The organism is Rhabdobacter roseus, from assembly GCF_014202275.1.
Lineage (GTDB): Bacteria > Bacteroidota > Bacteroidia > Cytophagales > Spirosomataceae > Rhabdobacter > Rhabdobacter roseus.
This window is the reverse complement of record NZ_JACHGF010000007.1, coordinates 121,050-134,129: the sequence shown is the minus strand read 5'-3', so window position 1 is coordinate 134,129 and position 13,080 is coordinate 121,050. Positions and strand designations below refer to the sequence as shown.

The 13,080-nt window shown below is 54.8% G+C and carries 11 protein-coding genes; 2 read left to right on the top strand and 9 right to left on the bottom strand.

All coding sequences use genetic code 11. From position 1 onward, the window contains the following. Positions 1-109: 109 nt before the first annotated feature. The 4 genes from HNQ92_RS19745 to HNQ92_RS19730 form a co-directional block, all read right to left on the bottom strand. On the bottom strand, positions 110-637 hold the full coding sequence (locus tag HNQ92_RS19745; RefSeq protein ID WP_184176461.1) for a ferritin: 528 nt from the start codon (positions 635-637) through the stop codon (positions 110-112). A 147-nt stretch (positions 638-784) separates the two neighbouring features. Then, entirely contained in the window at positions 785-1,129 is a 345-nt protein-coding gene (locus tag HNQ92_RS19740; protein WP_221307496.1) for a hypothetical protein, read from the bottom strand. 106 nt (positions 1,130-1,235) lie between these two features. Then, the gene (locus HNQ92_RS19735; RefSeq protein ID WP_184176459.1) at positions 1,236-2,351 is read right to left on the bottom strand and encodes a T9SS type A sorting domain-containing protein; all 1,116 of its coding nucleotides are present in this window, start codon (positions 2,349-2,351) and stop codon (positions 1,236-1,238) included. Positions 2,352-2,495: 144 nt separating this feature from the next. Then, positions 2,496-4,172, bottom strand: coding sequence for a glutamine--tRNA ligase/YqeY domain fusion protein (locus tag HNQ92_RS19730; protein ID WP_184176456.1), 1,677 nt, complete (start codon positions 4,170-4,172; stop codon positions 2,496-2,498). Between the two features lie 289 nt (positions 4,173-4,461). Between HNQ92_RS19730 and truA the strand changes: the two genes are divergently transcribed. Further along, positions 4,462-5,208 carry a tRNA pseudouridine(38-40) synthase TruA gene (gene truA, locus HNQ92_RS19725; RefSeq protein WP_184176454.1) on the top strand — a complete coding sequence of 249 codons (747 nt, stop codon included), beginning with the start codon at positions 4,462-4,464 and terminating at the stop codon, positions 5,206-5,208. Between the two features lie 237 nt (positions 5,209-5,445). Next, positions 5,446-6,033 (top strand): nucleotidyltransferase family protein, encoded by a 588-nt coding sequence (locus HNQ92_RS19720; protein WP_184176452.1) that lies wholly within the window; start codon positions 5,446-5,448, stop codon positions 6,031-6,033. A 15-nt stretch (positions 6,034-6,048) separates the two neighbouring features. Here the strand turns inward: HNQ92_RS19720 and HNQ92_RS19715 are convergent, their stop codons facing one another. The 5 genes from HNQ92_RS19715 to HNQ92_RS19695 all read right to left on the bottom strand — a co-directional run bounded on the left by HNQ92_RS19715 (position 6,049) and on the right by HNQ92_RS19695 (position 13,022). Next, positions 6,049-6,423: a lysozyme inhibitor LprI family protein gene (locus HNQ92_RS19715; RefSeq protein ID WP_184176450.1), complete on the bottom strand. Its 375-nt coding sequence runs from the start codon at positions 6,421-6,423 to the stop codon at positions 6,049-6,051. A gap of 141 nt (positions 6,424-6,564) precedes the next feature. Beyond that, the gene (locus tag HNQ92_RS19710) at positions 6,565-8,157 is read right to left on the bottom strand and encodes an aldehyde dehydrogenase (NADP(+)) (protein ID WP_184176448.1); all 1,593 of its coding nucleotides are present in this window, start codon (positions 8,155-8,157) and stop codon (positions 6,565-6,567) included. A 146-nt stretch (positions 8,158-8,303) separates the two neighbouring features. Next, entirely contained in the window at positions 8,304-9,266 is a 963-nt protein-coding gene (locus HNQ92_RS19705; protein ID WP_184176446.1) for an AAA family ATPase, read from the bottom strand. Positions 9,267-9,318: 52 nt separating this feature from the next. Then, on the bottom strand, positions 9,319-10,689 hold the full coding sequence (locus HNQ92_RS19700; RefSeq protein WP_184176443.1) for a peptidylprolyl isomerase: 1,371 nt from the start codon (positions 10,687-10,689) through the stop codon (positions 9,319-9,321). Positions 10,690-10,721: 32 nt separating this feature from the next. Beyond that, on the bottom strand, positions 10,722-13,022 hold the full coding sequence (locus HNQ92_RS19695) for a peptidylprolyl isomerase (RefSeq protein WP_184176441.1): 2,301 nt from the start codon (positions 13,020-13,022) through the stop codon (positions 10,722-10,724). Positions 13,023-13,080: the final 58 nt, after the last annotated feature.

Here is a 13,080-nt window from a genome sequence, read left to right as displayed (position 1 = left end):
GTGGGTACTTGGTCAGTAAAAAATAAAGTAGGGCCAAAAACCAAACCGTCCGGACTGCTTGCGCGGCCCGGACGGTTGAATCATGGGGGTACTTGGAAAGAGAAAGCGATTAGGCGTCGCCCCCGTTCAGTTTGCCAATTTCCTTGTCGATGAAGTACCGGCCGGTACCTTCTTCGCCGATGACATCGAAGAGCTCCAGCGTGCGGCGGGCGTTATCTTCTTCTTCGACCTGCTCCTTCACAAACCAATCCAGGAAGGCCTCGGTGGCGTAGTCTTCTTCTTTGCGGCTGGCCGTCACGATGCGGTTGATGCTTTGCGTCACGCTGATCTCGCTTTGCAGGGCGGTTTCGAACACGCTCCGGAACGTAGGGTACTCTTGTTTCACGGCGGGTACCTCGGGCGAGATGGCCGTGCCGCCCACGGTCAGGATGTAGTTAAAGATTTTCATCATGTGCTCGCGCTCTTCGTCGGCCTGGCGCAGGAAGTACGCCGAACTCTTCAGGTAGCCGTTGCGGTCACACCAGGAGGCCATGGCCAGGTACTTGGCCGAAGCTTCGGCTTCCATTTTAACCTGATTATTCAAAAGTATCTCAATTTCTTCTTTCAGGGAAGTCCGGTGTCTCAGTAGGTCTTTCATGCGTATGCTTGATTTAATTTGGTACTTATTTAAACCAAAAATAGCGGAGTTGGTTCGATAAGTCAATGAATCCTAGGAATTTGGAATCAATCTAAAAATAAAGAGGCACCTAAGGTGCCTCCGGGTAAGTAGTTAGGTATCTAAGGGTTATACTTCGCAGGACGAATAAAGTACCTCGTGCAGCAGGGAGTTGAGCTCCAGGGCAAAGTGGGTGCCATTGACCAGCTCCCGCAGCTGAATCACTTCGCAAAGCGCCATGCGCTGGGGCAGGGCCTGCTGGGGGGCTTCGATTACTTCGTAGTCACATTCGTCGGACAGATCAAAAAGCTTGCTTTGAATGTCAATGCTGTTGATACGACGCCGAAAATTAACAAATTCATGAATGCGGAAAGCCGTCACTAAATCACCAAAACAGAGGATCACTCGGTTGCTACGATCGCACTGGTAGCTGCTACCTTTGGAAGTACTGAATAATTCTTCGCCGATTTTCACTTGTATAGTAGGGCTGGGTTGACACGAACCTTTAACGTCCACAAAGGTAAGGCTTACTTGTTAAGGAAGCAATAACTATTTAAAATCGATCTAAATAAATTGGGGATTATTTAACGAACTTCCGCGTCAGCGACTGCTGCTCACCCCGCACCCGAATCAGGTACACACCCTGGGGCAAAGTACCTACCCGGAAAGAATGCGACCGCTGGGGGGCGGGCTCGGTAAAATGGACCTGGTCGAGGGTGCGGCCTTGCACATTCAGCAGCTCGATGAGGTGGCTGGCGGGGCGGCGACTTTGGACCTCCACGTGCAGCCATTCTTCACTCGGAACGGGGTAGAGGTTCAGAGCCATGTCGGCGGTTGTGAATTCCAGCGGCGTCAGGGAGGTAATCGGGTCCGATGGGTGGAAACCTACTACTTCGTAAGGAGGCAGTGTTACCGGCGTGCCGCCCTGGTCGGTGACGAGGACCAGGCTTTCGCGCAGCGTTTCGCTGATTTTGACCCCCTGCCGCCATTCTTCCATCACCAGGGCGTAGAGGTAGGAACCTACCCGCGTGGGGGCGTTCCAAATCAGCGCGGCGTTTTCTGCCCGAAAGGTACCTTCCTGGGTAAGGTCGTTGGGGAAGCGGTAGGTTGGGTCGGGCGTTGCGGCCTGGCAAGCCGCGCCGTTCCTTCTGAGTACGCGCGTGACGCGGTAAGCCAGGCTGTCCCCGTCGACGTCGGTGGTGGCCAGGGGCGTGGTAAACACCTGCCGGACGCCCGTCAACAAAACAGGATTCGGTAAAGAGGGCGTCGTGTTAGGGAAATTCGTGTTGAGAGTCGTTTGGATTACCCCGGAGCTTTCTTGCGATGGAGAAGCTAGATTGACATTGAGGATATTATTTGTTCGGTTATCTAAAATACTACGTATTGTGTAGGTACCCGGTGCCGCAAAGGTGTAGGTGGTTCGGTAGGTGCATTTAACGGCAAAGGCAACGCCCGGCATGGGCTCAGTACTAGTTCGATTGATCCGTACGTTTTCCGTGTTTTCCAGGCATACAAGTACCTGCTCTTGCGCCTCGACTGCCGCGCCGCCGTTTTGTTTGTTTAAGTAAAGGATTACCGTAATTTCGTAGGTAAAGCCGTTGAGGTGTTTGGCCTGAATTTCGCCGCCCATCAGGTGGGTAGCCGACGCCACTGCCGAGAGGCACATCAATAGTCCGAGCAAGCAGATCTTCTTCATTGCGGTAGGTAGGTTTAGGAGTGGAAAAAAATGGGGGTACTTTCACAACGACGCTCCTAGTTGTTTTGATATGAATGGGTTACAAAAAAAATGAGACCCGGAAGGAGTCTCATTTTTTTGTAGTATTCCAAAGGTACTTTACTCTTACTTGGCGGCGTTTTTGGCCCAAGTATCGCGCAGGGTGACGGTGCGGTTGAAGACGGGTTTATCCGGGCTGCTGTCAATATCGGCGCAAAAGTACCCCTTCCGCAAAAACTGGAACGACTCATCCGGCTCGGTACCTTGAAGCGCGGGCTCGGCGTAGCCGGTAATCACTTCCAGCGAATCAGAATTGATATACGTTTTGAAATCACCTTCTTCCGACGACGGGTCTTCTACCTTGAAGAGGCGGTCGTAGAGCCGTATTTCTACCGGCACGGCCTGCGTGGCCGACACCCAGTGCAAAGTACCCTTTACGTTGATGCCCGACGTATCCTGCCCACTTTTGCTGTTTTCGACGTAGGAGCAATGTACCTCCGTCACGTCGCCGTTTGCGTCTTTAAGTACCTCGTCGCAGGTGATGATGTACGCACTTTTGAGGCGCACCTGCTGGCCGGGGGCCAGGCGGAAGTACTTCTTGGGCGGGTTCTCCATGAAGTCCTCGCGCTCGATGTACAGCTCCCGCGTGAAGGGTACTTCGCGCGAGCCTGTGGCGGGTTCTTCCGGGTTGTTTTCACTGTAGCATACCTCGGTTTGACCCTCGGGGAAATTCGTGATCACGACCTTCAGCGGGTCGAGCACTACCATGCGCCGCTGGGCTTTCTTGTTCAGGTCTTCCCGCACAAAAAACTCCAGCAGGCCCACGTCGATGAGGTTTTCGCGCTTGGCTACCCCGATGCGGTCACAGAAATTCCGGATGGATTCGGGCGTGTAGCCGCGCCGACGCATACCCGAAATGGTGGGCATGCGCGGGTCATTCCAGCCACTCACGTGCTTTTCATTGACGAGCTGCAGGAGCTTCCGCTTGCTCATGACGGTGTACGTCAGGTTGAGGCGCGCAAACTCGTACTGCCGCGAGGGGAATATATCGAGCTTCTCGATGAACCAGTCGTACAGCGGGCGGTGGGGTATAAACTCCAGCGTACAGATGGAGTGCGTGATGGTCTCGATGGAGTCCGACTGGCCGTGGGCGAAGTCGTACATGGGGTAGATGCACCAGGCGTCGCCGGTGCGGTGGTGGTGCGCAAACTTGATGCGGTACATAAGCGGGTCGCGCAGGTGCATGTTGGGCGAAGCCATGTCTACCTTGGCCCGAAGTACCCGGCTGCCCTCGGCAAACTCACCGCGGCGCATCCGCTCAAACAGGTCGAGATTTTCTTCAACCGAGCGGTTGCGGTAGGGGCTGTTGGTGCCGGGTTCGGTAGGGGTACCTTTGAGCGCGGCAATTTCTTCGGCGGTGGAGTCGTCGACGTAGGCTAATCCTTTTTTGATGAGGTCTACGGCAAAGGCGTACAGCTGCTCGAAGTAGTCGGAAGCGTAGAGTTCATTGACCCAGTTGAAGCCCAGCCAGCGCACGTCGTACTTGATGGACTCCACGTACTCGGTGTCTTCCGTCACGGGGTTGGTGTCGTCGAAGCGGAGGTTGGTACCGCCGCCGTACCGGTTGGCCAGTCCGAAGTTCAGACAAATGGATTTGGCGTGGCCAATGTGCAGGTACCCGTTGGGCTCCGGCGGAAAGCGGGTAAGTACCCGGCCGGCGTGCTTGCCCGCCCGAATATCTTCTTCTACGATCTCCTCGATGAAGTTAAGCGCTTTCTCTTCTTTTTTTTCTTCGGTGGTCATATCGCTGGCAATACAAATATTTCTTCAAAGTTAATTCACTTCCCGCTAACGAAACAAGGTTTTTAGCGGCACGAAAAAATGTGTCTTTATCGTACAACACAGTACTTGTATTATGCTATTTTTGTTCATGCAAAGGTACTTTGGCGGGGCTGCTACCACGGCTTCCGTACCCACCCATTAGCCTTTACTTTTTTAACCGGATGATACTAAAACGTCACGACTGCTGGTTGTGGCGTTTTTTGTTAGTCCGTGGCCGCGTTGATCTTCCCGGAGCGCGTATCTTTGTGCCATGCGGTATTTCATCGAATGTAGCTACCAGGGTACCCGGTACAATGGCTGGCAAAAACAACCCAACGCCCTGGCGGTGCAACAGGTGCTGGAAGAGGTGATGCAAAAGGTACTTCGGCAGCCGATTGAGCTCGTGGGTAGCAGCCGAACGGATACGGGCGTGCACGCCGAGCAGCAATTTGCCCATTTTGACCTACCGGGGCCGCTGCCGGAGGTAGGGAAAGTGGTCAATAGCCTGAACGGACTTTTGCCGCATGATATTGCCGTGCGCCAACTTTTGCAAGTACCTCCCGATCTGCACTCACGCTTTGCGGCCACGCACCGTTGTTATGAATACCGGATTATTCGGCACAAAAGCCCATTTCAGTACCAGCAGGCCTACCTGTTTCGGCCTGCGCTGGACGTGGTCGCTATGAACGAAGCGGCGGCGCTGCTGCTGCGTTACGACGACTTCGAGAGTTTTAGTAAAATTCATACCGACGTCAAAACGTTCCGCTGTGCCATCAATGAGGCCCAATGGGTACTTCACGGAGAGGCGTTGGTCTTTCGGGTGCGGGCCAACCGTTTCTTGCGCGGCATGGTGCGGGCGCTGGTGGGTACTTTGCTGGAAGTGGGGCTGGAAAAACGGACGGTGGCGGATTTTGAGCAAGTGATCCTCGCCAAAAACCGCAAGCAGGCGGGCGCGCAGGCTCCGGCGCACGGGTTGTTCCTGACGGAGGTAGGGTACCCGGCGGAGCTGTTTTCATAAGCTTCTGCCTATTTTTCTTTTACTAGTACCACGGACGGGATGTCCGTTTTTATATGATCGCTAACAACATTTGTAAGGTAACACACCAGCGAGGTACCTGGAATAACGAAAAACAGCGGCAGTGGGGTACTTTATCAAGTACCCTTTTGACTTCTTTTAAAAAAGTGCTAACTAGGTACCTCGACAAAATCAGTGTACACGAGCGCGCATCTGTCGCGGTGATTTAGCTTTAATTTCATGTCCATCGGAATCATCATTTTGGCCGCCGGGGCTTCCCAACGCATGGGTACTCCCAAGCAAACGTTACCCATCGAGAACGAAAAAAGCCTGCTTCGGCATACGGCCGAGACCGCCCTGGCTACCGCCTGCCGCCCGGTGGTGGTGGTAGTGGGCGCAAATAAACAGGTGGTAGTACCTGAACTGAAAGGCCTGCCGCTGACCATCGTGGACAATCCCAAGTGGCAGGAAGGGATGGCGAGTTCGGTGAAGATGGGACTTGCCGCTACCTACATGACGGAGCGGGACCTGGAGGCGGTCCTGTTGCTGGTGTGTGATCAGCCGTTTGTAACTCCCGGCCTGCTGGAGCAAATGCTGGTCACCTACCGGGAATCGGGTAAAAAAGCCGTGGTGTGCCGGTACGGCGAGGCCTGGGGGGTACCTGCCTTGTTAGGATCAGCGCTTTTTGGCGAACTGACCTATTTGCAGGGCGATCAGGGAGCCAAGGCGGTATTGCAAAAACACAAGCAGGAGATCGCCTGGGTAGCATTTGATCAGGGAGCCATTGACCTGGACACCCCCGAAGACTACCGGCGGTATCAGCAATAGCCCGGCGGGGTACTTTTATTTCATGTCCAGCAGCTCGTTGTGTTTTTCTAGCACCAGCGCCCTTTTTTTGATTAGCTCCAGCTGTTCACTCGCCAGCGAGATCCGGTACAAGGTACCTTCCTGCGTGGCGTACAGCTCCGTGAGGTAGGCCAATTCCAGGTCCCGAAATTTCATCCATTCGCGCTGGGTCGCCTGAAGAGCCGCTTTTTGCTCTTTATTAAGACGGGAGAAAAGTTTTTTGTACTGCTTGTTGAGCTCTTCATCCCACTTCTCGTAGCCTTTCTGGAGGCACTGTACCATACCGGCTGTTGAGGAGTTCACTTCCAGGCAATCACTCACGGCCAGGTCGATGGGATAAGGCTTGGGCTGAGCCCGGGCCGCAGGTGCCAAACTTGAAAACAGCAGAAAACAAAAGCAAAGAGAAAAAGCAATACGTAGCATACAGAATGATGAACGTGTGGGGGACCTAAAAAAAAGAACCGGGTGGACGATCACTGCGTTCGTCCACCCGGTCGTTAAAACGACTATACTCTAAACGTGCGCCTGGGTCCAATCATTGTTGACCAGCCGCCAAATACCCCGTGGATTTTCGTTTTGGAGCTCAGCGGGCAGAAGCGAGTTATCCCAATCCTGAAAAGACTGCGGGCGCACGAAGCGCAGGATGGCGTCGCGCCCTACGGAGGTGAAGCGGGAGTCGGTAGTCGACGGAAATGGTCCGCCGTGGTGCATGGCAGCGCATACTTCTACCCCTGTAGGTACCCCGTTCATGATAAAGCGTCCGGCCCGCCGGGTCAGGAGGCGAAGCAGCTGCGGGTACTGCGCTGCCTCCTCGGCATCGGCCATGAGCGAGGTGGTGAGCTGCCCTTTCAGCAGGGCCAAGGCGGTATAGAGTTCTTCCGTATCTTCGCAAACCACAAGCAGCGAAAAAGGCCCAAATACTTCTTCCTGTAAGGTAGGGTTGTCAATAAAAGTTTTGGCGTCTACGCGAGCCAAAGTAGCTTCGGCCTGGTTGCTATGGTTGGCTTCGGCTTCGGACCGATGCAGGATTTTTACCCCTTCGTGCGCCACGGCCTCATCTCGTAGGCTCCGGTAATTTTGGCAAATCCCCGCCGTGAGCATGGTAGCCGAAGCTACGCCCGCTATTTCCTGCTGGAAACTTGCTTCAAACTGAGCCAGCGCCGGAGATTGAACGGTGAATACTAAACCCGGATTGGTACAGAACTGCCCCGCACCCAACGTGACCGACCCGGCCAAGGTCTTGGCCAGGCTTTCGGTACGGCTTTCGAGCGCTTTGGGCAAGATCACCACGGGATTCACACTGCCCATTTCGGCAAAGACCGGAATGGGTTCGTCCCGCTCCATCGCCATTTTGTAGAGGGCCATTCCCCCTTTCATGGAGCCAGTAAAGCCTACCGCTTTGGTAGCGGGATGTTGCACCAGCGCGGTACCTACCTCGTGGCCGTCATCGTAGAGCATGGAGAAAACGCCCTCGGGCATGCCGGTGCGCTGGGCAGCCTTCACGATAGCCTGAGCCGTAAGATCGCTCACGCCCGGATGTGCAGGGTGTGCCTTGACGATCACCGGATTCCCGGCGGCCAGCGCCGGACCCGTATCCACGCCAGCTACGGAGTACGCAAACGGAAAATTACTGGAACCAAACACCACAATGGGGCCGATCGGAATCAGCATCTTACGGAGATCCGGTTTGGGAGCGGGGGCACGATCGGGAAGGGCGGTATCGATTCGGGCTTCAACCCAGGAGCCTTCCCGAATGAGGTCGGCAAATTGGAGTAGCTGATTGACAGTACGGCCGCGCTCTCCCTGAAGCCGGGGCATAGGCAGGCCAGTCTCAAGATGAGCGCGCTCAAGTAACGCATCGCCCAAGGCCATGATTTCTTCGGTGATGGCCACCAGGAAGTCGGCTCGTTGGCTAGCCGGAAGCGAAGCGTAAGTATCGAAGGCTTTTTCGGCCAGGGCCATGGTTTGTTCTACCTCGTCGGGCGTAGCCGGGTGAAACGTCTCCTCCAGGTAGTTGTCCTGAGCGGGTACGTACGATCGGAACGTTTTGGTAGCCAGCGCAGACAGTGAATACCCTATAAAATTTTTTCCTTGAATCGTTGTCATGGGCAATGGGTACATTAAGCTAATTGTAAAGAAAGATATTTTTTTGAATGGAAAGATAAGGTGCTTCCCTGCTAACTAATACCGACCATCGGGGTTTTATTACTATTTAACTATAAAAAAAGCCCCAAAATTCGGGGCTTCTCCAATTAGGCAAGCTTGCCAATGACGTCGTCCAGGGTGATGCCCTCGGCTTCGGCCTTGAAGTTTCGAACGATCCGGTGGCGCAGCACCGGCAAGGCCACCGCCTTCACATCTTCGATGTCCGGAGAGTACTTGCCCGCCAGCAAGGCGTTGCATTTGGCGGCCAGGATGAGGGCCTGCGAGGCCCGTGGGCCCGCGCCCCATTCCAGGTAGTCGTTGGCTTCCTTCGCCGCCAGCGCGGTGTTGGGCCGGGTTTTATGAACAAGCTTCACCGCGTACTCGATGACATGATCCGTGACGGGCACGCGCCGCACCAGGTGCTGGAACTCGGTAATCTCTGCCGCGCTTAGTACTTCCCGTACCTGGTGCCGCCGGTCGGTCGTGGTATTTTTTACAATATTGACCTCCTCGGCGTAGGCTGGGTAGTCCAGCGAAATCATGAACATGAAGCGGTCCAGCTGGGCCTCGGGTAGGGGGTAGGTACCTTCCTGCTCGATGGGGTTTTGGGTAGCCAACACAAAGAACGGGCGGTCCAATGCGTGCTTTTGCCCGGCAATGGTCACGGAATATTCCTGCATGGCTTCGAGCAGGGCCGCCTGGGTTTTGGGTGGCGTCCGGTTGATCTCATCGGCCAGAATAATGTTGGCAAACACGGGACCGCGGATAAACTTGAAATTCCGCTGCTGATCCAGGGTTTCGGACCCCAGAATATCCGAAGGCATGAGGTCGGGCGTAAATTGGATGCGGTTAAAACTCAGGTCCAGTGAAGACGCGATGGTCTGAATGAGCAGGGTTTTGGCCAATCCGGGTACTCCCACCAGCAGGCAGTGTCCCTGACAGAAAATAGCCGTGAGCAACAGCTTAACTACTTCTTCCTGACCCACGATAACCTGTCCGATTTCGGCACGAAGTTTCTGGTAGGACTGGTTCATGGCCTCGGCGGCTTCTACGTCCGATTGATATTTCACGATGATGCAGTTGGGTGAAGGAATATATTAGGTTAGGAATAAAAGGGGCCTGCTATTGACTGGCAACGGGCGACAGACCAAAGATACTGCACTTCTGAAACTCGGGCTCCACGCTGATGAACACATCTCCTTCAGCCTTTTTGAACCATTCTTCCAGGGCGTTATTCTTTTTGTTAACCAGTACAATCTGCGCTATTTTTTCGTAATCGTCGCGAAGGTTGGCGGTATGGGGCTCCGTTTTCTGCTTATACCAAATGATGCGCATCGCGCTCCGGCCGTCGCTCGTCCGGTAGGAGATCGGCGGGCTCACCGAGCCTACCTTCATGGTATCAATGGCAAAATACAGGGCAGGGTCCATGGAGGCATCCAGCGGAAGCCGCGTCATGCCCGATTCGGGATCTTGGAGCAGGCCACCGGCGTCGGCCGACTCCGGGTCTTCGGAATGCTCCCGGGCGGCTTGGGCAAACTGCAAGGTATCCGATTGAATAAGCGTACGCAGGCTATCGAGGTAGCGGGTGGCCTCGGTTACGTCGGTGCCTCGGTTGTAGTCGGGCCGAAGCAGGATGTGGCGCGCGTGGTACTCTGCCCCGCGCGTTTCGATAAGCTGGATCAGGTGAAAGCCAAAGGGACTCTCCACCACGTCTGAGATCTCACCGGGTTTCAGCGCCAGCGCAGCGCCTTCAAAGGTAGGTACCATGGCACCCCGCTTGGCAAACCCCAGGTCGCCCCCGTTTTTGGCCGACCCCAAATCCTCTGAGTAGATCTGAGCCAGCATGGAAAACTCTTCTTTGCTTTCGGCGCGCTTTTTAAGATCGTAGAGCTGGTTACGAAGCTTGTCTTTTTGCTCCTGCGTAACCGTCCCCAGCCGCACGATATGGCCAATCTCTACCTCCGCGGGAATATACGGCAAGCTATCTTTTGGAATGGAATTGAAAAACTTACGCACTTCGTTGGGCGTTATTTTCACGTCCCCGGCAATCTTATCCTGCATCGTCTGCACCACCATCTGTTCTTTCAATTGCTGGCGGAGCTCAATTTTGAGCGCGTCGATGCTTTTGCCGTAGGCTTCCACCAGGTTTTTCTCGGAGCCAAAGCGCTGGATCATCTGGCCCATGCGGCCGTCGAGTTGGTTGTCCACCATTTTGTCTTCTACCGTCACGGAGTCGATTTCGGCTTTGGCCAACAACATTTTGTTAATGATGAGCGACTCCAGCAGCTGGCAGCGATCGGGAGCTTTCTGGCCACCGGCTACGTAGCTCTGGTAGATTTCTTCCAGCTCCGAGTTGAGGATGTAGTAGTTATCGACGCGGGCAATGATTTTGTCGATACTTACGCCCGGCTTATCCTGTCCAAAAGACGACCAAGCGGCTAGTAATAGCCCAACAATCAGACTATTACGTAAAAAAAGAGAGTTAACTTTCATAGTTGAATATAATATCATTGGCTAAAATACAGCTATCGAACGAGTTTTTCTAACTCTGGCTCATTGACTTTTACCGGAAACTGGGCCCGCAGGGAATTTAGCCACTGTTGTTCCAGTACTTTTTGGTAATCGTTGATGACGCTACCCCGGGCTTCGGCGAAGGTTTTTACCCGCGCCGGTTCAATGCGCCGGATCTCAATCCAGCGGGCGTTGCCAGCGTTCGCCAGGGTTTGTTCGCCTACTTCCCAACGAGCCCCCCGTAGTAAATCGTATCCCTGCGAAAAATATCCTTCTTCGAGGCTCACCGGTTCGTCGGCCGAGCTCTGGCTCAGCTCGGCGTTGAATGCCTTGGCTACGTCTTGCTTCGAGCGGCTGTAAAACTGAAAGCCTACGCGCCGGTTGCGGTCGGGCTCGGGTACGGGACGAAACGAGCCGTGGTCTTTTTCAATAATCCGCACGATGGGAATCTGGTTGTCGGTTAGGTACTTTACGGTATTTCGCAGGCGGTTGGCCGAAACGCTGTCCGCTTCGTCGGGCGTGCGGTAGGCCGATACTTCTACTACATACTCCTGATTGCGAACTAATGTTGCCAGGAGACCAAATAATTTTTCGCGAAGCTCGGGCGTGAAGGTACTTTGGCCCTTGGCAAATAGCAGCTCCTCGCCTTTCCGACGGAGCGGATAGGGCGACTGCGCCAGGCTCTGCCGGACTTGCCGAAGCGTAGCCGTATCGGGGGTACTTACGATCGTGGCCAGGGCGCGTTCGGGATAGCGGTACTTTTCCCGATTTTGGTCGTAAAGGCGCTGCTGCCCCACCGAATCGGCCAGGGAGCGTTGCCACACGTACTTTTCCATCACCTGCGAGAGAAGTACCCCCTCGCGTATTTCGTTCATCAACGTTCGGAAATCAGGGTACTTGGTTTCCAGGTTGTTTTTTTCGTAATCCTGCAGCCGGGCGCGGAGGTAATCCTGGTAGAAACTGCGCAAAACCACTTCCGGAGCCGAGCCAGCGGGCCGTGGTTTCTGACGATTTTGAACGTATTCTAAAAACGACTGGGCCGCATAATTTTGTTTTTCAATGCTAAAAAGTACCTGACCTACGGACGTACCTGGGGTTGTTGGCGCTACCCAGGTACCTTTCACGAGGCTACTGTCGGCCAACTTGGCGAGCTGAGCCCAGGTGTCCGGATTTTCAAGAATAGCATACTGGGCGCGCAGGCGACGGTAGGTAGCGTCTTCTACCACTTTCCCGCGGGAGTCGGTCACTACTTTCTGGCGCAGGGCGGGTGCCATGGTCGCGTAGGGCTCCATGCTTCGTTTTTGCAACAGCCGGATGATATGCCAGCCGTAGGGGCTACGCACCGGGCGCGAAAACTCCCCGACAGTGGCCAGGCTAAAGGCCGCTTCTTCAAAGGGAGGTACCATTTCGCCCGTGCCGAACAGCGGAAGTACCCCATTGCTTTTTCGTGACTGGAAGTCGTCGGAGTAGATGCCCACGATCTTTTCCCAGGCCTCGCCCTTCGTCAGGCGCTGGTGTGCTTCTTCGGCGCGTTTTTGGGCGGTTGCTATTTCGTCGGGGGTGGCGTTGGGCGTTAAGCGTACCATCAGGTGAGCGACCTGAATTTTGCCCCGGCTGGGACGGCGATCATGTACCTTGATGAGGTGGTAGCCCGAGCGCGTCCGTACCGGCTCGGAAATCTGCCCCACGGGGGTTTGGTAGGCGGCGTTCTCAAACGGGTACAGCATCTGGAAGGCCGTGAAGTACCCCAGGTCGCCGCGGTTTTGGGGGGCCGTAGGGTCTTTGGAAAATTTCTCGGCCATTTCGGCAAAATCAACGCCTTCCAGCAGCCGCGCCCGCATGGCCACCGCCGCGCGGTAGGCCGAGAGGGTATCGGCCGGGGCGGCGAACTCCGAAACTGCGATCAGCATGTGCGAGACATGTACCTCTTCCTTCAGCCGCTCGTAGGCTTCGCTGGTGAGCTCTTCCACCAGGTTTTTGTCCACCAGGTAGTTTTTGGCGAGCGTTTCGCGGTAGGAGGCAATTTCCTCCTTAAAGTCGGAAGCTGTATCCCGGCCTTCCTGCTGGGCGGCTAGTACTTTCAGTTTTAGGTTGGTATACAGATCAAAGTACTCGCGCGCGCTCAGGGCCTTGGCAGAGTCGGCCGAAAAGCGGTTTTTGGTGTACGATTGAAAAAACTCATCGGGACTAAAATGGCGATCTCCCAGCTGAAGTAACGTCACCGTTTCGACCGGAGTAGCTTGTTGAGGAGGACTGGAGGTTTTGCAGGAAAGTACTAGTGTGGTGGCAACGAGGGCCCACAGCAAGCGGGACATAGGCATAAAGTGACTCAATGGTTCGATAAGATTGGGTAACGCGCACAAAGCTAACAGC